Raw genomic sequence first — 19,183 nt, forward strand, 5'->3', positions numbered from 1 at the left:
CCGTCCAAGATGAATCGATGGAGTTGCGCCAGCTGACCTACTTCGAGGCGGTCGCCCGCCACGGCGGTTTCACCCGGGCCGCCGAGCATCTGCACGTGGCCCAGTCCGCGGTGTCCGCGCAGATCCGGCTGCTCGAGGCGGAGCTGGGCGCCGAGCTGTTCGCCCGCACGACCCGGCGGGTCGCCCTCACCGAGGCCGGCGAGCTGCTGCTGCACCGCGTACGCCGGGCCTTCGGCGAGCTCGACGGCGTCCGGTCCGAGCTCGCCGACCTGGCCGCCGTGCTGACCGGCCGGGTGACGCTCGGCGCGACCGCGGTGCTCGGCGGCTTCGACCTGCCCAGCGCGCTCGCCGGCTTCCACCGCCGCTACCCGGGCGTCACCCTGAGCCTGCGTTCCGGCCTGATCGCCGACTTGCTGACCCGCCTCGACGACGGCACGGCCGACCTGGTGGTCGGCCCCCTCCACGCCGACCTGCCGTCCCGCTTCTCAGCCCACCCGATAGCCCACGAGAGCGTGGTCCTGATCGCCCCACCCGGCCACCGCCTGGCCCTCACCCGGGCGATCATCCCACCTCGAAGACGCCGGCCCGGCACGCCCCACGGTCGCCCGACAGACCTGGCCCAGAACCCCCGGGCTGACACAACCCGCGGGCGCCCGATAGACCCGACCCAGGCTGACACGACCCGCGCGCGCCCGATAGACCCGACCCGGGCTGACACGACCCGCGGGCGCCCGATCGACCTGGCCGAGGCGAGCGACGAATCGTTCGTCTGCCTTCCCGCCGGCAGCGGACTGCGGGCCATCCTGGACGAGGCGGCGGGCGCGGCCGGCTTCACCGCCCGGGTGCCGTTCGAGTCCCACAGCCCCGGCAGCATCCGTGAGCTGGTGGCGGCCGGCCTGGGCGTGGCCTTGCTGGCCCGCACGGCCGCCGAGACGCCCGGCCCAGCGGTGGCGGTCGTGCCACTGACCAAGGCCCCACCGCATCCGGCAATCGGCGTCATCCACCATCGCGAGCGCCGCCTCAGCCCCGCCACTCGAGCCTGCCGCCACCACCTGATCGAGATCGCCGCAAGCCACCCGCCCACCACCTGATCGACACCCTCACCATCCGAAACGCCCACCAGTTGATCAGCGCCGCCACCAACCCATCCACCCGCAGCCGATCGACACCACCGCCAACCAACGTCCGCCAGTCGATCGGGGCCACCAACCAACCGCCCGCCTGCCGATCGGCGCCCGCCACCAACCCACCGTCCGCCAGCCGATCGGCGCCGCCACCAACTGCTGCCCCGGCTGATCGGCACCCCACCAACCCACCACCCGACGGCCGATCGGCGCCGCCACCGGCCACCGCCCGGCTGATCCGCACCCCACCAACCCACCACCCGACGGCCGATCGGCGCCGCCGCCAAGCCGCCGCCCCGGCTGATCGGCGCCGGCGGGGCTCTGACTTTCGGCAGTAGTGGGTCGTGCAGGCGCGTCGATAGCCTGGTTCGATGCTCAAGCGGGACGTGCTTCTCGGGGTGGTGCTGGCCGCGCCCGTCGTGGCCCATCAAGCCACGCGCGGCAGCGTGGCCGGCTGTGTGGCGGCCCTCGTGACGGCGGTCGCGGCGACGGTGAGCGCGCGGCGGTGGCCGCTCGCCGGGTGGCTCGTCGTCATGCTCGCGACCATTGTGGACGGCAACTTCTCGTTCGGGATCCCCGTGCTGAGCTATCTCGTGGGGTTGCGGACCGAGCGGATCCGGCCGGTCGCCGTCGCCTTCGCGGCGATCGCGGCCGGTGGCACCGCGCTCAACCTCGGCGTGCTCGGTGTCGGGCCGGCCGAGTGGTTCGAGCTGGCCATGTTCCTTCTGCTGCTCGGCGTGTTTCCGTGGCTCGCCGGTCGCTATCAGGCGCAGCGCCGGCGTCTGGAGTCGGCCGGCTGGGAGCGGGCCGCCCGGCTCGAGTCGGAGCGGCGGATGGTGGTGTTGCGCGAACGGTCGCACATCGCCCGGGAGATGCACGATTCGCTGGGGCACGAGCTGGCGCTGATCGCGCTCGGGGCCGGCGCCCTGGAGACGAGCCCGGATCTGCCGGAGGAGAAGCGGGCGGCCGCCGCGAGGATCCGCGAGTCGGCGGCCACCGCGACCGACCAGCTCCGCGAGATCATCGGGGTTCTGCGGGAGGCGAACGAGGCCGCGCCGCTGGAACCGGCCGACGAGCCGGTCGAGGATCTGGCCGGCCGGGCCCGGGCGGCCGGCATGGAGGTGACTGTCGAACGCACCGGAGCCGGCGCGCCGCCCACCGTGGAGCGTGCCGCCTGCCGCGTCGTGCGGGAGTCCCTCACCAACGCGAGCCGCCACGCGCCCGGCGCCCCGGTCGCCGTCGGCATAAGGCACACTGCGGCCGCCACCACCGTCACGGTCGTCAACGCCCCCGCCGGCTCCACCCAGAACGGCACGGCCAAGAACGCCAGACAACCGGCCACCAAGAACGCCGGCAAAACGGCCGACAAGAACGCAGGACATCCGGCCACCACGAGCACCGAAAACACAGCCACCAGAAGCGCCGGACACACAGCAACCCCGAGCGCCGGACATACGACGGCCACGACCATCGGACACGCGGTATTTACGAGCACCGGACACACTGCGGCCACGAGCATCGCGCACGCCGCGGCCACGAGCGCCGGAAACACAGCAACCACGAGCGCCGGGCACGCGGCGGCAGGCGGCGCCGGGCACGCGGCGGCAGGCGGCGCCGGGCACGCGGCGGCAGGCGGCGCCGGGCACTCCGCCGCCGGGGGTACCGGGATCGTCGGGCTGCGTGAACGCGTACGTCTGACCGGCGGGACCCTGACCGCCGGGCCGACCCCGGACGGGGGTTTCCGGCTGGAGGCTGTCATCCCGCACCGGGCCGCCCCGGCCCCCGAGGCGGCCGAGATGGTGCACGCGCGGCGGCAGGTGCGGCGCAGCCTGGCCGCCGCCATCGTGACCCCGGCCGCGCTGGCCGTGGTCACCTCGGTCGCCTACTACTCCTTCGCGTCCGGGGGCTCGGTGCTCGACGAGGACGCCTTCGCGCGGATCACCCTCGGCACCCCTCGTGCCGAGCTTGCGGCCGTTCTGCCCAGCCGGCAGGCCTGGACCCGCGACCCGGAGTCCTCCTGTGAGTACTACAGCGACGGCAGCTTCCCCTTGGCCGGCGCCGCCTACCGGCTCTGCTTCGCCGACGGCCGGCTGACTCGGAAGGACAGGCTGGAATGACGATCCCTGTGCTGATCGCCGACGACGAGGCGATGATCCGGGCCGGCATCCGCGCGATCCTCGCCAACGACCCTGGTATCGAGGTGGTCGGTGAGGCCGGTGACGGCGCCGAGGCGGTCGAGGCGGTTCGCCGGCATCGGCCGGCCGTGGTGCTGATGGACATCCGGATGCCGCGTCTGGACGGGCTGGCCGCGACCGCCGAGATCCGCCGTCTGGCCCCGGAGACCGGCGTGGTCGTGCTGACGACGTTCGGCGAGGACGAGTACATCGTCAAGGCCGTCGCCTCCGGCGCCGCCGGTTTTCTGCTCAAGGCGGGCGATCCGCGTGAATTGACCGCGGGTGTACGGGCGGTGGCCGCGGGCGCCGCCTATCTGTCGCCGCGCGTCGCGCATCGGGTGATCACCGAGCTGGCCGGCCCTCGCCTGCACGCGGGCGCCGCCGCCCGGGACCGGGTGGACGGTCTGACCGAGCGCGAGCGTGAGGTGCTGGCGCTGGTCGGCGCCGGCCTGTCCAACGCCGAGATCGCCCGCCGCCTGTTCCTGGTCGAGGGCACCGTGAAGGCGTACGTGAGCTCGCTGCTCAGCCGTCTCGGCGTCCGCAACCGGGTCCAGGCGGCGATCCTGGCCTACGAGGCGGGCCTCGTTTAAGCGTCGCGCCGCTGCAACACCCGCCATCCGGCAACGACCGCGAGCACAGCCCATCCCATCAAGATCAAAAGACCCACGGCTTGGGGGTACGGATTGGAGTCGCCGGACAAGAAGTGATCACCCGCGACACCTGGGAACGTGTCCGCGATGCCGTTCAAAACGGAAATGTCAGGAATCTGCAACAGGGGCGGGACAACGACGATCCCCATGAGCAGCACGACCAGCGTGACCACCGGCCCGCGCAGCGCGGCCGCAAGCCCGGTCGCGAGCACGCCAAGGAGCATGAGATAAATCCCGATTTTCACGGCGCCGCCGGTGATATCGGACGCGTCGTCGACGATGCCCGCGGCGACCACGCCGCCGAGCAACCCGGCCAACACCCCGCCGGCGAGCGTGACCGCCGCGACCACTGCGATCTTCGCCGACAGCAGCCTCCCGCGCGACGGAACCCAGCTCAGCGTGGCCCGGATCGTCCCGGCCGAATACTCGCTGGTCATCACCAGCATGGCCAGCGCCACAAAGGCGAGCTGGGCGATCGCCACCGAGAGCACCGCCACGTCACCCGCCGACGTCGCCGGCACGTCCCCGTTGTTCACGTAGAACGAGTTCTGCCCGGCCGCCGCCGCCATCAGCGTGAACGCCGCCAGCAGCGCCCACCAGATGGTCCGCGTCGTCCACAGCTTCGTCCACTCCGAACTGATCGCCGCCCTCATGCCGCACTCTCCGTCAACTCGTAGTAGGCGTCCTCCAGCGAGCCGTGCCCGCCCAGCAGGTCGTCCATCGGCGCGTCGGCCAGCAGCCGCCCCTTGGCGATCACCACGAGGTGCGACGCCGTCATCTGCATCTCGGTCAGCAGGTGGCTCGACACGAAGACCGTCCGCCCCTCGGCCGCCAGATCGCGCAGCAGCCGCCGGATCCAGCGCACCCCGTCCGGGTCGAGCCCGTTGACCGGCTCGTCCAGGATCAGCACCCCTGGGTCGCCGAGCAGCGCTCCCGCGAGCCCGAGCCGCTGCCCCATGCCGAGCGAGTACGTGCCGAACCGCTTCCCGGCCGCGTCGCCGAGCCCGACCATCCCCAGCACCTCGTCGACCCGCCCGGCCGGAATCGCGTTGCTGCGTGCCATGGCCAGCAGATGGTTGCGCCCGGTCCGGCCCGGATGCGCGGCCTTCGCCTCCAGCACCGCGCCCACTTCGCGCAGCGGCCATTGGTAGTCGGCGTAGGGGCGACCGTTGACCAGCGCGCGCCCCGAGGTGGGCCGGTCCAGGCCGAGCACCATGCGCATCGTCGTCGACTTGCCGGCCCCGTTCGGCCCGAGGAACCCCGTGACCCGGCCCGGCCGCACCTCGAGGTCGAGACCGTCGACCGCGAGCGTCCGCCCGTACGTCTTAGTCAGTTTTTGCAGCGTTATCGCCATGACCGGAACGCTATGAGCGGGGGTGGGCCCAGCACCCGACACCAACGGCAGCGATCGACCTTACGAAAGTAATTTCCCCGTACGTCACTAGATCGACAGCGGGCGTTGGCGTGATCAGGCGAACGTGTGCCAGGTAGAGCATGTGTCTGTCTTGCGAGTGGGAGAAACATCGTTATGGGTCACGGCCACGACCACGATCACGACCACACCCACGAGAGCGCCGGAGGCGACGTCGCCCCCGCCCTCGACCTGAGCATCCCGGACAGCGAGCTCTCGCCGTCCGACGTCTCCCGGCGCGGTTTCCTGCGCGGGGCGGGCCTGCTCGGCGCCGGCGCCGCCGCCTCCGTGCTGGCCGTGCCCTCGGCCGCGCAGGCCGCCGGCCTGCCGCACTCGCACGGCCCGGTGGGCGGCGGTGCGGACAAGGGCGGGTTCAAGTGGCTCGCCGGCGACCACCACATCCACACGCAGTACAGCTCGGACGCCCAGTACCGGGTGATCGACCAGGCCGGGCACGGCCGCGCGTTCGGCCTCGACTGGGTGGTCATCACCGACCACGGCAGCGTCGCGCACGCCAAGATCGGCGTGGAGAAGGTCAACCCGGACATCGTCAAGACCCGTGAGACGTACAAGGACCTCCTGACCTTCCAGGGTCTGGAGTGGAACATCCCGGCCGCCGAGCACGCGACGGTCTTCGTGACCCCGAGCCGGAACGAGGTCTCGGTTCTCAAGCAGTTCGAGAACGCGTACGACGGCAACCTGCTGCCGGCCACCAACACGACCGAGCAGAACGAGGCGGCCGCGATCGCCGGCATCAAGTTCCTCGGCTCGCAGGTCCGCGCCCGCAAGATCGACGGTGCGCTGTTCCTGGCCAACCACCCGGCCCGTCGCGGCATCGACTCGCCGCACGAGATCCGCAACTGGCGTGACGCCGACCCGTCGGTGGCCGTCGGCTTCGAGGGTGCGCCCGGCCACCAGGCCGCCGGCATCCCGGCCCCGAACGGCCGCGGCGGCGCCCGAGGCTACTACGACAACAACCCGTCGGCCGCGTCGTTCCAGGGTTACCCGCTGGAGAGCTACCGCACGTGGGGTGGCTTCGACTGGATGACCGCCACCGTCGGCGGCCTCTGGGACAGCCTGCTCGCCGAGGGCAAGGCGTGGTGGATCACCGTCAACTCGGACTCGCACGTCAACTACCTGGACCAGTCGGACCGGGGACCGGACAGCAACTTCGACGCCAACGGCAAGTACAACGACCCGGTCTACACGGGCAAGACGCTGACCACGGCCGGCGACTTCTGGCCGGGCTTCTACGGCCGTACGAACGTCGGTGCGACCTCGTTCGGCTACAAGGCGGTCATGGACGGCCTGCGCGCCGGCCGGGTCTGGGTCGACCACGGCCGTCTGATCAAGGGCCTGGACGCCCGGGTCCGCACGGCCGGCGACCGCCGCCCGTCCACCGGCACCCCGCTCGGCGGCGTGCACCAGGTCAAGCGGGGCACCAGCACCGAGCTGACCCTCGAGATCGACCTGCAGGACGTGCCGAACTGGGCGCAGTTCGTGCCGGTCCTCAAGCGGGTCGACGTGATCGTCGGCACCATCACCGGGCCGGTGAAGGACAAGGACGCGTTCCAGGCCCCCGACACCAAGGTGGTCAAGTCCTTCGAGATCAGCGCGGGCGCCAAGAAGGTGTCGCTGAGCTTCTCGCTGGGCCGTCTGGACAAGCCTTTCTACGTACGTGTCCGCGGCACCGACGGCAAGCGCACGCAGCCCGGCCTGCTCGGCCCGTCGATCGACCCGTTCGGCCCCAAGCTCGACGTGGTCGGCGACGCCGACCCGTGGGGTGACCTGTGGTTCTACACCAACCCGATCTTCGTCCTCCCGTCGGGCCGGTGACGTTGTACCGCTCAGTGGCGTCCACGCCGTCGCCGGTGACCGGGGTCAGCCTCGGCCACCGCACGACGGCGGAAGCCGACCACTGGATCCTGTCGCTGGACCCGGCGCCAGCGCTGGCCTGCACGCACCTGGTGCAGAGCCCGTTCCCGCACGTCGCGATCAGCATGACCGGGGTTTTCGACACTCCGGCCGAGCTTCAGACCGCCGCCGACGACGCCTTGTCCGGAAAATTCGGACGTGCCGTGATTTTTCCAGGCGTTGATCAGCTGGTCGGCCGCCTCACGGTCGGCGAAGTGATGAAAATCAGCGCGATCGACCGGGTGGAAGTGCTGGGCTCCGGCTTGGCGGATGATGCTGACATTTTGGACACGCGGGACTTCGTACGACCGCAATATCGCAACGGCGATCTGGTGCTGACCACGACACCGGCCGCCGGCGGGGTGCTCGTCCCGTTCGAAACGCGGGATCCGACCCCCTGCTGCGCCGACCACTGACCAGCGCTTTCTACGCTGGTCGGATGTCTCTGCAGTCCAAGCTCGAGCAGGCCACGGGCGGGGTGATGCTTTTCGGCGTCACCCCGCCCCGCCGCAGCGCCACACCGGAGAAGGTCAAGGAGATCGCCGAGGTCACCGTGAAGCGGCTGGCCGGCCTCGATCTCGACGGCCTCATCCTGTACGACATCGACGACGAGTCGGACCGGAACCCGGACGAGCGCCCGTTCCCGTACCTGCCGACCATGGACCCCGCGGTCTTCTACTCGGATCATCTCGCCGCCTGGGACAAGCCGGTGGTGATCTACCGCTGCGTCGGCAAGTACACCCCTTCCGCGCTCGGCGAGTGGCTGTCGGAGGCCGACTCGAACGTGTTGAGCGTCTTCGTGGGTGCCTCCTCGGGCGACAAGGAGGTACGCACGACGCTGCGCCAGGCCCAGGAACTGCGCGCCGCCGTACGCCCGAATCTGCCGTTGGGTTCCGTGGTCATCGGCGAACGCCATGCCCGCAACGGCGACGAGCACCACCGCATGATCGCCAAGCAGCGCCGCGGCAGCACGTTCTTCGTCACCCAGGTCATCTACGACCTGAACGAGACGAAGAACCTGCTCACCGACTACTACTACGAATGCCAGGCGCTCGGCCTGACCCCGCGCCCGGTCGTCTTCACCCTGTCCCTGTGCGGCTCGGAGAAGACCCTCGAGTTCCTCAAGTGGCTGGGCGTGGACGTGCCGCGCTGGCTCTCCACCACATTGAGCCACTCGTCGGACCCGCTGGCCGACTCGTACCGCGAGACCTTGGCCATAGCCCGTGACCTGCACGGCTTCTGCACCCGCCTGGGCCTGCCCTTCGGCTTCCACGTCGAAAGCGTCTCCATCCGCCGAGCCGAGATCGAGGCGGCCACAGACCTGGCCACCGAGGTGGCCGCCCTCCTACGCGGCTGACTCCCGCTCGGCGCGGCGCCGCCGCACCGCCGCGCCGAGCGCGGCCGGGTCGCAGGCGGCCAGGTGGTCGCGGATCAGCAGGTGAACGAACCGGTGGCCCTCGTCGGTGGCGACGAGCAGGCTGCGGTCGGCGGCGAAGCGCAGCAGGCCCGCCCGCCAGGGGTAGGGCTCGCCCACTGCTGTCATCGCGACCCAGGCCAGCACGCTCGGCGCCGGGATCCCGGCGAGGAACGCGCCGAAGACCAGGCCGACGAACAGGCCGGCCGCGAAGCCGCCGAGCACCGGCCGGGAGGCCGCCGTCCACCAGGTGGCGGTGGCCAGCGGCGGGGCGGCGACGATGGCCAGGACGGCCAGCCTGGTCGGCAGGTGCCGGCGCTGCGGGGGCCCGGCCGGGAAGGTGCCGGCGAGTGAGAAGAGCAGGACGTTCGTCGCCGTCAGGACACCGATGACCAGACCGGTCCGGCCGTCGGCGGCGGCGAGGCCACGCCACGCGACCAGCGCGGCCGCGACGACGCCGTAGGCGAGGAGCAGGACGAGGATCCACCGTTTGAGGTGTCCGGCCCGGGCCAGCATGACGACGCCGGTGAGGGCGATCAGGATGTCGACGACGGTGGCGACGTCCCATGATCCTTCACTGTGCCGGGCCCACAGCGCCAGGACGGCCGCCACGGCACAGCCGGTCACCGCCACCGCGACCGCATAGACGATCACGACGGACCACCGGAAGCGCCATCGCGTCCACGCCGGGTCGGGACGCCACCGGACGAGAGGCGCCACCGAGACGGCGGCGACCACCACGCCCGGCACCCAGCCGGCGGCCAGAGCCATGGTCACCGCGCAGATGACGGCGCCGATCGTGAACCCGATCGGCAGCAGCCGGCGGCGCGCGACCTGGGCCGCCGGCTCGTCGAGCGCCTCACCGAGCGTGACGGCGTCGAGACGGGCCACCCGGGCGCCGGCGTCGAGGCGCATCGACGCGCGGGCCAGCGCCCGCACGGCTCGCAGAGCCCGCTCCGGTTCCTCGGTCTCCCCCGCCCGGCGGCGGGCCAGCATCTCGACGACGTACGCGTCGAAGAGCGCTCCCGGCTCGCGGCGCCCGCGGGCGATCCGCTCGATGTCGAGCATGAGCGGTGTGCCGAACAGGCCCGGAGCCAGCGGGCGGATCGCCACCGCGCCCTGCAGGCTCAGGCGCTCGGTGAGCCGGTCGTAGTCGGCCTCCCGGCTGCAGACGACCACGCTCGCCGGCGCCAGATTGTTGATCTCGGACACGCAGCGGTCGCGCGCGGAATCCCGTACCTCGTCGAGCCCGTCGAAAAGCAGCACGAAACGGCCCTCGTCGAGCCAGGCCCGCGCGACCAGGGCCGGGATCCGGTAGCGGTCGTCCAGTTGCGCCTCGAGCCAGCCGCGGAAATGGTCCGGCGCCCGGTCCGGGCGGCGCCACGACCACCGCGGCTGCGACCAGTCGGCCAGGTCGAGCACCACCGGGATCCGGTCGCCCCGGGTGGCCAGCTCGGCCGCGAGGTCGAGCAGCAGCGTCGTCTTGCCCGAGCCGGGAGCGCCCAGGATCAGCATCGACCCGTCCATCGCGTCGAAGACGTCGAGCACGCCCGTGTGGTCGTCGAGCCGGAACTCCGTACCGCCGATCCGCTGGACCAGATGCAGCGGCCGCCGCACCGCCTCGGGCCGCTCGTCGAGCGTCAGCGGAATGCGCGCCGAGAGCAGCCCTCGCCGCCGCTGATCGACGTAGTGCGTCACCCGGGCCAGGGCCAGACCGGCATTGCGCGGATCGTCGGGCCGCAGGTGCCGCCGCCGCTCGCCCGGCCGGAGAACGAGCAGGAGAACGAGGCAGAGCGCAGCCGCGGGCCACAGCAGAATCTCGTACGGCCGCAGCGGCCCGGGCAGCTTCCCGCCGGTGGCCACGTTGACCGCGAGCGGCACGATGACCAGCCCGCCCACCACGCCGACCACCACCTGCGCGGTCGCTCGGCCCATCAGCGAATGATGTCAGAGCGCCGCCAATTCGTCCGCCGTCAACCGGATCGCCCCGGCCGCGATGTTCTCCCGTAGATGCCGCTCGTCGCCCGTACCGGGAATGGCCAGCACGTTCGGTCCTTGATGGAGGGTCCAGGCGAGCCGGATCTGATGCGGCGTGACCCCATGGGTGCGCGCGACCCGCCGTACGGCCTCGTCATGGTCTTGATGTGCGCCGTCCTCGCGCCGCGGCCCGGCGATCGCGAAGAACGGCACGAAGGCGATGCCTCTCTCGGCCAGCGCCGGCACCATTTCGTCGTCGCGCCGCAGGTCAAGGGCATAGCTGTTTTGTACGCAGACCACGGGCGCGATCGCGGAGGCCTCGTCGACCTGATCGAGCGTGGCGTTGGACAGCCCGAGGTCACGGATCAGCCCCTCGGCCCGCAGGTCGGCCAGCGCCCCGAACCGCTCCGCCACCGACCCGCCCCGCCGGGTCAGCCGCAGGTTGACCAGGTCGAGCCGTTCCACTCCGAGCCGCCGCAGGTTCTCCTCGACGTGCGCGCGCAGGTCGGCCACCGTCTCCGCCCACGGCCCGACCTTGGTCGCCACCACCAGGCCTTGGGGGTACGGGCTGAGCGCCTCCCGAATCAACTCGGTGGCATAGCGCGGGACCCCTTCACCGACCTCGAGAACGCCACCGGGCGAGACGTAGAAGGCCGCCGTGTCGATGTGGTCGACCCCCAGCTCGACCGCCGTCCGCAACACCTTGATCGCCACCGAGGTGTCCTGCCGTGGGGTGAGCCGCATCGACCCGAACCCCATCCGGTTGACAACGCTGTCCCCGAGTCTCCACGTGCCCGCCACGTCCGCTCTCGTCACAGTTTCTCCAGTTCACTGCTACTTTTTCATGGTCGGAATCAATCGCGATCTGCGAAGGTTGTCGCGAGGTATGACGACTATCGGATTCATCGGCAGCGGCTACATCGGCGGCACCGTCGCCCGTCTGGCCGTGGCGGCCGGCTACGACGTCGTGGTGAGCAACTCCCGCGGCCCCGAGACGCTGAAGGCCCTGGTCGACGAGCTGGGCCCGAAGGCCCGCGCCGCCACCGCAGTCGAGGCCGCCGCAGCCGGCGACATCGTCGTGGTGAGCGTCCCGTTCAAGGCGTACACCAAGCTCCCCGCAGCCGAACTGGCCGGCAAGGTGGTGCTCGACACGAACAACTACTACCCGCAGCGCGACGGCAACGTCGAGGCCCTCGACACCAAGCAGACCACCAGTGCTTCCCTCGAGCAGGCCCACCTGAGCGGCGCCAAGCTGGTCAAGGTCTTCAACAACATCAACTTCAAGCACCTGGCTTCCCTGGCCCGCCCCGCCGGCTCCCCCGAGCGCTCAGCCCTCCCGATCGCCGGCGACGACGAGACGGCAAAGAAGACCGCCACCGATTTCCTGGCCGCCATCGGCTACGACGCGGTGGACATCGGCCCCCTCTCCGAGTCGTGGCGCCAGGAGCCCGGCCAGCCCGTCTACGGCCCGCCCTACGGCACCTATGAAGACCCGGTAGGCACCCCCGCCGGCGCCGCCACGATCCGCGACGCGATAGCCGCCGCCAAACGCTGACGGCGGCTCACCAGTCAGTCGATGGAGCCGCGCTTCGCCAGCCAACAGTGCGGCTGTTTGGTGAGGGCAGCGACGCGCTCGAAGTCGGCGTCGTAGTGGAGAAGCTCCAGACCGTGCTGCCGGGCGGTAACGGCCGTGAGCAGATCGACGGGCCCGGCGGAACGGTGGGTGCCCGCCAACGTCAGCGACTCCTGGAGTTCTTCCGCCTCCTTGAAGACCTTCTCCGGCATCACCACCCAGCAGAACGCGTCCAGCAGCAGTTTCTTCTGCCGGACACGTTCTGTCATGGACCTGACGGTATACAGCAGCTCGATCTCGGTTACGGTGCACGTCGCCACCAGCCCGGCGTTCACCCGGCTACTCCAGGCCTGCGACACAGCGGGGTTGGTCAACAGGCGTACCAGCGCGCTGGTGTCAGCCAGGTATTTGGCCGGGATCGTCGCGGCCTTCTCGTCCGAGGGCTCCTCACTCACCGGGGCCGCCTCTTGACGAGAAGTTCGTCGAACTGGCCCGTCTTGCCGATCTCGACCAACTCCGCGAAGGCTTTCGCGCGCCGGCTACGAGCCGCCACCTCCCGAAGGGCCGCGTTGATGGTGTCAGCCGGAGTCGTCGTGCCGAAGTACTTGGCGGCCAACTCCAGCGCTTCTTGATCGACTTCGAGACGAGTCTCGGTCATCAGTGCCTCCATTGGTCCGCTCACCTCCCCTGAATATAGCCAATTAGTCTCATGCCTAGATGGCATGAAGCCAGAGTAGTCATGCGACATCGGCGCGGCAATGCCTGACGGATGCCAATTCGAACAAAGGTTCGGTGTGATCTAGAGGGGCTGAGCTGAGACGATGGTGGGGTGCTTGTTGCCTTTTCTGTGACGCCGATCGGCGTGGGTGAGTCCGTGGGTGACCTGGTCGCCGAAGCTGTGCGTGTCGTGCGGGCCTCCGGGCTGCCGAACCGGACCGATGCCATGTTCACCACCATCGAGGGTGAGTGGGATGAGTGCATGGCCGTGGTCAAGCAGGCCGTGGAGGCCGTCGGGGCCAAGGGCGGCCGGGTCAGCCTGTCCCTCAAGGCCGACATCCGGCCCGGCGTGACCGACGGCCTGACCTCCAAGGTGGCCTACATCGAGAAGGTGCTCTCCGAGTGAAGCGCCTCGTCATGTGGGACATCGACTACACGCTGCTGCGCGGCGGCGGTGTCGCCGCCACCGCCTGGAAGGCCGCCTTCACCGAGCTCACCGGTGTGCCGTGGCGGGAGACGCCGATCTTCGGCGGGCGCACCGACATGGACATCTGCGCCGAGGTGTTCGCCACGCACGGGGTCACCGACTGCACGCCGGAGCGGTTCTTCCTGCGCTACGTGGAGAACGTGCAGAACACCAAGCATCTCTTCGCGGTGCAGGGTTCGCTGATGCCCGGCGTACGGGACGTCCTCGCCCGCCTCGAGGCGGAGCCGGGCGTGGTGCAGACGCTGGTCACCGGCAACGTTCCCGAGGTCGCGCGGGCCAAGGTGGCCGCCTTCGAGTTGAGCGCCGCCTTCGACGACGAGGTCGGCGGATACGGCACCGACGACGCCGTGCGGGCCACCCTCGTACGGCGAAGCCTGGAGCGGGCCGAAGCCAAGTACGGCGAGCGTTTCCGGCCCGTCGTCATCGGCGACACCGTCAACGACGTCACGGCCGCGCTGGCCAACGGCGCCCTCGCCGTGGCCGTCGCGACCGGCTCCACCACCGCCGAGGACCTGGTCGCGGCCGGCGCCCACGCCGTCCTGCCGGATCTGTCCGACGTGGACGCGACCGTGGAGCTTCTTACGTCGGGCTGACCGGGTTGGGCAGGGCGCCGCCGAATCGCCGGTCGCGGCTGGCGTAGAGCTCGCACGCATACCAGAGGTGGCGGCGGTCGAAGTCGGGCCACAGGGTGTCGAGGTAGACCATCTCCGCGTACGCCGACTGCCAGAGCAGGAAGTTGGACGTGCGCTGCTCGCCGGACGGGCGCAGGAACAGGTCGACCTCGGGCACCTCGGGGTGGTAGAGGTGCTTCGCGATCGTCTTCTCGTTCACCTTGTCCGGGTCGAGCCGGCCCGCCGCCACCTCGCGGGCGATGGCGGCGGCCGCGTCGGCGATCTCGGCCTGCCCGCCGTAGTTGACGCAGAACTGCAGGGTGAGCGTCTTGTTCTTCTTCGACATCTCCTGCGCCGTCTCCAGCTCGGAGATCACGCTTTTCCAGAGCCGGCCCCGGCGGCCCGACCACACGACCCGGACGCCCAGGTCGACCAGCTGGTCACGGCGGCGGCGGATCACGTCGCGGTTGAAGCCCATCAGGAAGCGCACCTCTTCGGGCGATCGCTTCCAGTTCTCGGTCGAGAAGGCGTACGCCGAAAGATAGGGAATGCCCAGCTCGATGGCGCCCTCGATCGTGTCGAAGAGCGAGTGTTCGCCCTGCTCGTGGCCCTTGGTGCGGGACAGGCCGCGCTCCTTGGCCCAGCGGCCGTTGCCGTCCATCACGATCGCGACGTGTTTGGGCAGCGCCGCCTTGGGCAGCGCGGGCGGCGTCACGCCGGAGATGTGCGGAGTGGGTGGACGCGGCGTCATGTGGTGGGACTCTCCCGTCGATCGACCAGCGGGAGCGAGCGCAGCGCCCGCTCCATGTGCCATTGCAGATGGGCGGCGACCAGGCCGCTGCACTCGCGGCGGACGCCCGCCTCGGCCGCGTCGGCGATCGACCAGTCGCCGACCGTCAAAGCGGACATCAGGCCCAGGGTGGCCGGACTCGGGTGGGCCGCGCCCGGCGGACGGCAATCGGGGCAGACGGCCCCGCCCGCGGGGACGGAGAACGCCGCGTGCTGCCCCGGCGTGCCGCAGACGGCGCACTCGGCGATGGCCGGCGCCCAGCCCGCCACGGACATGCCGCGCAACAGGTAGGCGTCGAGGACCAGGCTGCCCGCGTGCTCACCGACGGCCAGGGCCTTGAGCGCGCCGAGCGTGAGCTGGAACAGGCGCAGCGACGGCTCGCGCTCGACCGGGGTGAGCCGCTCGGCCGTCTCGGCGATCGCGCTGGCCGCCGTGTAGCGCGGGTAGTCGCCCAGGAACTGCTTGCCGTAGAGCGCGACCGCCTCGACCTGGCTCACCGAATGCAGCGCGCTGCCCACCCCCTCGGGCGAGCCGGCCAGCTGAAGGTCGATGTGACCGAACGGCTCGAGCCGGGCCCCGAAGCGCGACGTCGTGCGCCGCACGCCGCGGGCGACCGCGCGCAGGCGGCCGTGACGGCGGGTCAGCAGGGTGATGATCCGGTCGCTCTCGCCCAGCTTTTGCACGCGCAGGACCACCGCGTCGTCGCGGTAGAGATGGCGGCGGTATCCGGCGGGCACGACAATCATTCTGCCCGGTGGGTACGACAGACCCTGACCCGGATCTCAGGGTCATCTCCGGGAGGGCTCCGATGGTGCCACCGGGTCACCGGGCCATAGCGTCAGCACCATGACCACCACTTGGGCCCGGCGCACCGGGATCCTCGTCCTCATCGGCGCAGCTACGGCCGGCCTGACCGCGTGCGGCGGGGTCGTCGGGGCCACCCTGACCTACAACGACGTCGAGAAGACGAAGATCACCGAGATCCGTCTGACCGGCGGCGCCGGCGACGTGGCGATCACCACCGGCGCCGTGACCGAGACCACGATCAAGCGCGTGATCCGCAACAGCTCCGACCCCGGCGACTCCTACCGGCTCGACGGTTCGGTGCTGCTGCTGGACACCTCGTGCGGCGTCGACTGCTCGGTGTCGTACGAGGTCGAGGCCCCGGCCGGTGTGGCCGTGCGCGGCGATCTGCGGTCCGGTGACGTCAACCTGACCGGCGTCGGCGCCACCGACATCAAGCTGACGTCGGGCGACGTCAACGTGCACGAGGCCGCGGGTCCGGTGCTGATCAGAGCGACTTCGGGTGACGTACGGGTCCTGAACGCCAAGGACAAGGTCACCGTCCAGTCCACCTCGGGCGACGTCAACGTGCTGGACGCGGCGGGCGCGCTCGACCTCAGGCTGACCTCGGGCGACATCAACGCCTCACTGACCGTCCCGGCGTCGGTCAAGGCGCAGACCACCAGCGGCGACGTGCAGGTGCGGGTGCCGCAGGCCGCCTACAAGATCACCAACCACACCAGCTCCGGCGACAATGAGATCCAGGGCCTCACAAGCGACCCGGCGGCCAAGAACACGCTCGATCTGCGCGCCTCCAGTGGTGACGTGCTGCTGGTCGCGACGCCATGATCGGAGCATGAGCTTCTATCTCCCGCTCGGCGACGACCGGTTCCGCCCGACGAAGTCGACCGAGAGCCCGTGGGACACCGAGATGCAGCACGGCGGCCCACCGGCCGCCCTGCTGGGCCACCTGTTGAGCGTCGACGGCCAGCGCCTGGCCCGCATCTCGGTGGACTTCCTGGGCCCGATCCCCCGCAAGGATTTCCGGGTCGAGGTGTCCCCGCTCAAGCCGGGCCGGCTCACCACCCTCAATGAAGCCCACATGATCATTGACGGCCGTACGGCGGTGATCGCCCGCGCCTGGCACATCGCCCCCGGCCCCCAGCCACCCACGATCACCGAAACCACGACGGCCGACCCGCTGCCCGCCGAGGCGAGCGTCTTCTTCCCGGAGAAGCCGGACTGGGGCTACGGCCAGGCCATCGAATGGCGCGCCACGGACAAGACGCGCATCTGGACCAGGGTGAAACATGCCCTGATCGACGGCACCGACCTCACCGGCCAGGACCGGGCCCTGATCATCGCCGACTCCGCGAACGGCATCTCAGCGGTCCTGCCCTTGGACAAGTGGCTGTCCATCCCCCCGACCATGAGCACCGCTCTGCTCCGAGCCCCCGCCGGCGAGTGGGTCCACTTGTCCTGCCGCACAGCGTTGAGCGACGACGGCCTGGGCCTGTGCACGGGCGAGCTCTACGACGCCGAAGGCGCTTTGGGCCAGGTAACCCAGCCCCTCGTCGTCCGCGCCCGCTGAGCCGCCCGCACTCTCTGGCCCCGGGCCGTCCGGTGGCCACCAACGACCTGCGCCCGACCACTGGCCTCGCCGGCAGCTGCCGGCACCGGAAGGGCGGATGGAGTGATGCCGGGAGCCCTTTCACTTGGCCTGTGCGCGCCGGCGGGCAAGCGGAGCCGGGCCATGGCCGCTAGAGAGTGCCCTTGGCCGTGTCCTTTTCCGCACCTGGCGGGGCCCTCATCATGGACGGTATGGCCAAGAGCGATGCCGACGACGGTCACCCTGTCCCCGCCGGCGGGGATCGGGCAGCCCGCGCGGACAAGCGTGGATGAAACGCGCAACGACGACGGGCTGCCACCGAGCAGCTCGCCGAGCGGGCGGCCCGCATCCAGCGGGACGCCAACGAGACCGAGCAGGCGAAACGCCGCCTGCGGGAAGACGTCGACGCCCGGCGCCACCGGCTCGATGAGCTGCTCACCACCGCCATCGCCCACACCCGCGACGATGCTCGCCGGGTCGCCCGCTTGGATTACTTCGACGCCAAGTTCTGGCGCAAGAGTGACCAGTCCGCCCGGCTGGACGCCCTGTTGGAGGTCGGGCTTGGCGGGCTGCGCATCGCCGCGCAGCACGGCTTCAGCACGGCGTTTCTGCGCTACTTCGCCGTGGTTCAGGACACTGGCACGGCGTGCGGGCTGGCATATGCCGAAGCTCGGCCGGTCACCGTCGCCGACGTCGCGCACAGCACCGTGTTCACGCAACCGGACACGGTCACGATGATGCTCAACGCTGATGTCAGCGCTGTCATCTCCGTCCCGATGTGCGGTCCCAGCGGACACCTCGTCGGCGTCCTCTCGGCCCACTACCCCCGACCGAACCGGATCACCGAGAGGGACCGGCGAGTCCTCAGCCTGCTCAGCGCGAGCGCGGCCCACCGTCTCACGGACCACCATGACGGCTAACGGGTCGGCGGCCGGCTCTCCTCGGCCATGGCGCGTTCGACCGCGGCTTGCTGACGCCCGCAGTCGACGAAATCCCGGTCCTGCTCCGCGGCGGTCCGGTCGGCTGCGGAGTCCTTCCGGTCGCGGCCGGCGGCGGCCCGATCGGAGGCCGCAGCCGCCTGCTCGCGGCGAACCTGCCAGAGATAAGCACGCACAGCATCACGGTCGGCGGCCGCCTGCTCGCGATCGGCCGCCGCGGCCTCGCGGTCCGCTGCGGCCTGGTGCCACAACACCCGCAACTGCTCCCGATCGGGCAGCCCCGTGGCCGCCGCCTGCTCACGCAACCGAGCCGCCTCCGCGCGACTGGCCGCCGCCTTGTCGCGGAGCGCGGCCGCCTGCAACCGATCCTGCTCCTCCCACAGCATCGACTCGCCGGCCGCAACCCGCTCGATCGCCAACCGATCCCGGTCCCCGGCATCGCTGTCGCGGAGCCGCGCCGCCCTGTCCCTCAGCTCCGCGACATCATCGCGGGCCTGCCCGGCCCGGTCTCGACCGTCCGGGTCCGCCACGTAAGGAAACGTCACCCGTCCATCCTCACCCCGTCCGGGCTCCGCGGACACCCCTCTCGAGCTGACCAGAGCCGCAAAGGCTCCGGATGCACTCGCCCGGCCGAACCCGGCCCCGCGCCGTCCGTGCCCGCTCGTCCGTCCGCATCGTCACACGAGCTGAAGGACCGCGCCCGCCGGCTGAACAAGTTGGCAACGTATCGACGACCTGACCGATCAACTCCCGCGCCAGCAGTCATAACACCGCAGCCCGCGCCGGCACGACGACAAGGCGGCCGCCACTGACATTCGGCTGTCGCTCAACACCCTCACCGCCACATCTTTCGCCCGCCGACACCTGCTGAGCTGCCCGCTCCCCGCACTCGTCGGCCGAGAAGGCGGCGCGCGGAAAAGGCGGCGCGCGGAAAAGGCGGCGGAAGCGCACGCAGGGAGGACGGCGCACGGGGACGGCGGCGCGGACGCGGAGAAAGCGCGCCGCGCGGGA

Annotated in this window: 20 protein-coding genes and 1 pseudogene; 12 read left to right on the plus strand and 9 right to left on the minus strand. The window is 70.8% G+C overall.

Annotation, left to right across the window (positions count from 1 at the left end):
- The first annotated feature begins 17 nt into the window (after positions 1-17).
- The 3 genes from CRP55_RS13670 to CRP55_RS13680 all read left to right on the plus strand — a co-directional run bounded on the left by CRP55_RS13670 (position 18) and on the right by CRP55_RS13680 (position 3,888).
- Positions 18-1,091 (plus strand): LysR family transcriptional regulator, encoded by a 1,074-nt coding sequence (locus CRP55_RS13670; RefSeq protein ID WP_097320228.1) that lies wholly within the window; start codon positions 18-20, stop codon positions 1,089-1,091.
- Positions 1,092-1,495: 404 nt separating this feature from the next.
- Positions 1,496-3,241 carry a histidine kinase gene (locus CRP55_RS13675; protein ID WP_097320229.1) on the plus strand — a complete coding sequence of 582 codons (1,746 nt, stop codon included), beginning with the start codon at positions 1,496-1,498 and terminating at the stop codon, positions 3,239-3,241.
- Complete coding sequence (locus CRP55_RS13680) at positions 3,238-3,888, plus strand: response regulator (protein WP_097320230.1); 651 nt, start codon at positions 3,238-3,240, stop codon at positions 3,886-3,888. Before CRP55_RS13675 ends, CRP55_RS13680 begins: the two co-directional genes overlap by 4 nt.
- Here the strand turns inward: CRP55_RS13680 and CRP55_RS13685 are convergent.
- Complete coding sequence (locus CRP55_RS13685) at positions 3,885-4,601, minus strand: ABC transporter permease (RefSeq protein ID WP_097320231.1); 717 nt, start codon at positions 4,599-4,601, stop codon at positions 3,885-3,887. The genes CRP55_RS13680 and CRP55_RS13685 overlap by 4 nt on opposite strands.
- A gap of 50 nt (positions 4,602-4,651) precedes the next feature.
- A pseudogene (locus CRP55_RS13690) lies at positions 4,652-5,302 on the minus strand (ABC transporter ATP-binding protein); the annotation flags it as partial.
- Positions 5,303-5,476: 174 nt separating this feature from the next.
- Here CRP55_RS13690 and CRP55_RS13695 point away from each other — a divergent pair.
- Genes CRP55_RS13695 through CRP55_RS13705 form a run of 3 tightly spaced genes read left to right on the plus strand, consistent with a single transcriptional unit; the run spans position 5,477 to position 8,630 of the window.
- On the plus strand, positions 5,477-7,195 hold the full coding sequence (locus tag CRP55_RS13695) for a twin-arginine translocation signal domain-containing protein (protein WP_097320233.1): 1,719 nt from the start codon (positions 5,477-5,479) through the stop codon (positions 7,193-7,195).
- Between the two features lie 35 nt (positions 7,196-7,230).
- Positions 7,231-7,689 carry a hypothetical protein gene (locus CRP55_RS13700; protein WP_245922970.1) on the plus strand — a complete coding sequence of 153 codons (459 nt, stop codon included), beginning with the start codon at positions 7,231-7,233 and terminating at the stop codon, positions 7,687-7,689.
- Positions 7,690-7,712: 23 nt separating this feature from the next.
- Entirely contained in the window at positions 7,713-8,630 is a 918-nt protein-coding gene (locus CRP55_RS13705) for a 5,10-methylenetetrahydrofolate reductase (RefSeq protein ID WP_097320235.1), read from the plus strand.
- Here CRP55_RS13705 and CRP55_RS13710 read toward each other — a convergent pair.
- Both CRP55_RS13710 and CRP55_RS13715 read right to left on the minus strand, forming a co-directional pair.
- Positions 8,619-10,622, minus strand: coding sequence for a hypothetical protein (locus CRP55_RS13710; RefSeq protein WP_097320236.1), 2,004 nt, complete (start codon positions 10,620-10,622; stop codon positions 8,619-8,621). The two genes, CRP55_RS13705 and CRP55_RS13710, sit on opposite strands and share 12 nt — an antisense overlap.
- Positions 10,623-10,634: 12 nt before the next feature.
- Positions 10,635-11,480 carry an aldo/keto reductase gene (locus tag CRP55_RS13715; protein WP_438865785.1) on the minus strand — a complete coding sequence of 282 codons (846 nt, stop codon included), beginning with the start codon at positions 11,478-11,480 and terminating at the stop codon, positions 10,635-10,637.
- A 70-nt stretch (positions 11,481-11,550) separates the two neighbouring features.
- Between CRP55_RS13715 and CRP55_RS13720 the strand changes: the two genes are divergently transcribed.
- On the plus strand, positions 11,551-12,219 hold the full coding sequence (locus CRP55_RS13720; protein WP_097320238.1) for an NADPH-dependent F420 reductase: 669 nt from the start codon (positions 11,551-11,553) through the stop codon (positions 12,217-12,219).
- 14 nt (positions 12,220-12,233) lie between these two features.
- Here the strand turns inward: CRP55_RS13720 and CRP55_RS13725 are convergent, their stop codons facing one another.
- Positions 12,234-12,692, minus strand: a complete 459-nt coding sequence (locus tag CRP55_RS13725) for a PIN domain nuclease (protein ID WP_218854394.1) — start codon at positions 12,690-12,692, stop codon at positions 12,234-12,236.
- Positions 12,689-12,895, minus strand: coding sequence for a type II toxin-antitoxin system VapB family antitoxin (locus CRP55_RS13730; protein WP_097320363.1), 207 nt, complete (start codon positions 12,893-12,895; stop codon positions 12,689-12,691). The genes CRP55_RS13725 and CRP55_RS13730 overlap by 4 nt, the downstream gene beginning before the upstream one ends.
- A 171-nt stretch (positions 12,896-13,066) precedes the next feature.
- On the opposite strand from CRP55_RS13730, the gene CRP55_RS13735 reads away from it, so the two are divergent.
- Together CRP55_RS13735 and CRP55_RS13740 are read left to right on the plus strand one after the other, a co-directional pair.
- Positions 13,067-13,360 (plus strand): MTH1187 family thiamine-binding protein, encoded by a 294-nt coding sequence (locus CRP55_RS13735; protein ID WP_097320239.1) that lies wholly within the window; start codon positions 13,067-13,069, stop codon positions 13,358-13,360.
- On the plus strand, positions 13,357-14,034 hold the full coding sequence (locus tag CRP55_RS13740) for an HAD family hydrolase (protein ID WP_245922971.1): 678 nt from the start codon (positions 13,357-13,359) through the stop codon (positions 14,032-14,034). The genes CRP55_RS13735 and CRP55_RS13740 overlap by 4 nt, the downstream gene beginning before the upstream one ends.
- Here the strand turns inward: CRP55_RS13740 and CRP55_RS13745 are convergent.
- Both CRP55_RS13745 and recO read right to left on the minus strand, forming a co-directional pair.
- Complete coding sequence (locus CRP55_RS13745; RefSeq protein WP_097320240.1) at positions 14,021-14,803, minus strand: isoprenyl transferase; 783 nt, start codon at positions 14,801-14,803, stop codon at positions 14,021-14,023. The genes CRP55_RS13740 and CRP55_RS13745 overlap by 14 nt on opposite strands.
- On the minus strand, positions 14,800-15,579 hold the full coding sequence (gene recO / locus CRP55_RS13750; RefSeq protein ID WP_438865786.1) for a DNA repair protein RecO: 780 nt from the start codon (positions 15,577-15,579) through the stop codon (positions 14,800-14,802). Before recO ends, CRP55_RS13745 begins: the two co-directional genes overlap by 4 nt.
- Positions 15,580-15,688: 109 nt before the next feature.
- On the opposite strand from recO, the gene CRP55_RS13755 reads away from it, so the two are divergent.
- The 3 genes from CRP55_RS13755 (at position 15,689) to CRP55_RS13765 (ending at position 18,154) form a co-directional block, all read left to right on the plus strand.
- A complete protein-coding gene (locus CRP55_RS13755) occupies positions 15,689-16,474 on the plus strand; it encodes a DUF4097 family beta strand repeat-containing protein (protein ID WP_097320242.1) in 786 nt (261 codons plus the stop codon).
- Positions 16,475-16,481: 7 nt separating this feature from the next.
- Complete coding sequence (locus CRP55_RS13760) at positions 16,482-17,216, plus strand: thioesterase family protein (RefSeq protein ID WP_097320243.1); 735 nt, start codon at positions 16,482-16,484, stop codon at positions 17,214-17,216.
- Between the two features lie 503 nt (positions 17,217-17,719).
- Positions 17,720-18,154, plus strand: a complete 435-nt coding sequence (locus CRP55_RS13765) for a GAF domain-containing protein (protein WP_179855156.1) — start codon at positions 17,720-17,722, stop codon at positions 18,152-18,154.
- On the opposite strand, the gene CRP55_RS13770 is transcribed toward CRP55_RS13765, so the two are convergent.
- Positions 18,151-18,702: a hypothetical protein gene (locus tag CRP55_RS13770; protein WP_179855157.1), complete on the minus strand. Its 552-nt coding sequence runs from the start codon at positions 18,700-18,702 to the stop codon at positions 18,151-18,153. The genes CRP55_RS13765 and CRP55_RS13770 overlap by 4 nt on opposite strands.
- Between the last annotated feature and the right edge of the window lie 481 nt (positions 18,703-19,183).

The organism is Paractinoplanes atraurantiacus (assembly GCF_900215205.1).
GTDB lineage: Bacteria > Actinomycetota > Actinomycetes > Mycobacteriales > Micromonosporaceae > Actinoplanes > Actinoplanes atraurantiacus.

Bases quoted from the DNA above. Each gene is read 5' to 3' on its own strand.
- CRP55_RS13670 (WP_097320228.1), top strand. From the start codon at position 18: ATGGAGTTGCGCCAGCTGACCTACTTCGAGGCGGTCGCCCGCCACGGC.
- CRP55_RS13675 (WP_097320229.1), top strand. From the start codon at position 1,496: ATGCTCAAGCGGGACGTGCTTCTCGGGGTGGTGCTGGCCGCGCCCGTC.
- CRP55_RS13680 (WP_097320230.1), top strand. From the start codon at position 3,238: ATGACGATCCCTGTGCTGATCGCCGACGACGAGGCGATGATCCGGGCC.
- CRP55_RS13685 (WP_097320231.1), bottom strand. From the start codon at position 4,601: ATGAGGGCGGCGATCAGTTCGGAGTGGACGAAGCTGTGGACGACGCGG.
- CRP55_RS13695 (WP_097320233.1), top strand. From the start codon at position 5,477: ATGGGTCACGGCCACGACCACGATCACGACCACACCCACGAGAGCGCC.
- CRP55_RS13705 (WP_097320235.1), top strand. From the start codon at position 7,713: ATGTCTCTGCAGTCCAAGCTCGAGCAGGCCACGGGCGGGGTGATGCTT.
- CRP55_RS13710 (WP_097320236.1), bottom strand. From the start codon at position 10,622: ATGGGCCGAGCGACCGCGCAGGTGGTGGTCGGCGTGGTGGGCGGGCTG.
- CRP55_RS13720 (WP_097320238.1), top strand. From the start codon at position 11,551: ATGACGACTATCGGATTCATCGGCAGCGGCTACATCGGCGGCACCGTC.
- CRP55_RS13730 (WP_097320363.1), bottom strand. From the start codon at position 12,895: ATGACCGAGACTCGTCTCGAAGTCGATCAAGAAGCGCTGGAGTTGGCC.
- CRP55_RS13745 (WP_097320240.1), bottom strand. From the start codon at position 14,803: ATGACGCCGCGTCCACCCACTCCGCACATCTCCGGCGTGACGCCGCCC.
- CRP55_RS13755 (WP_097320242.1), top strand. From the start codon at position 15,689: ATGACCACCACTTGGGCCCGGCGCACCGGGATCCTCGTCCTCATCGGC.
- CRP55_RS13760 (WP_097320243.1), top strand. From the start codon at position 16,482: ATGAGCTTCTATCTCCCGCTCGGCGACGACCGGTTCCGCCCGACGAAG.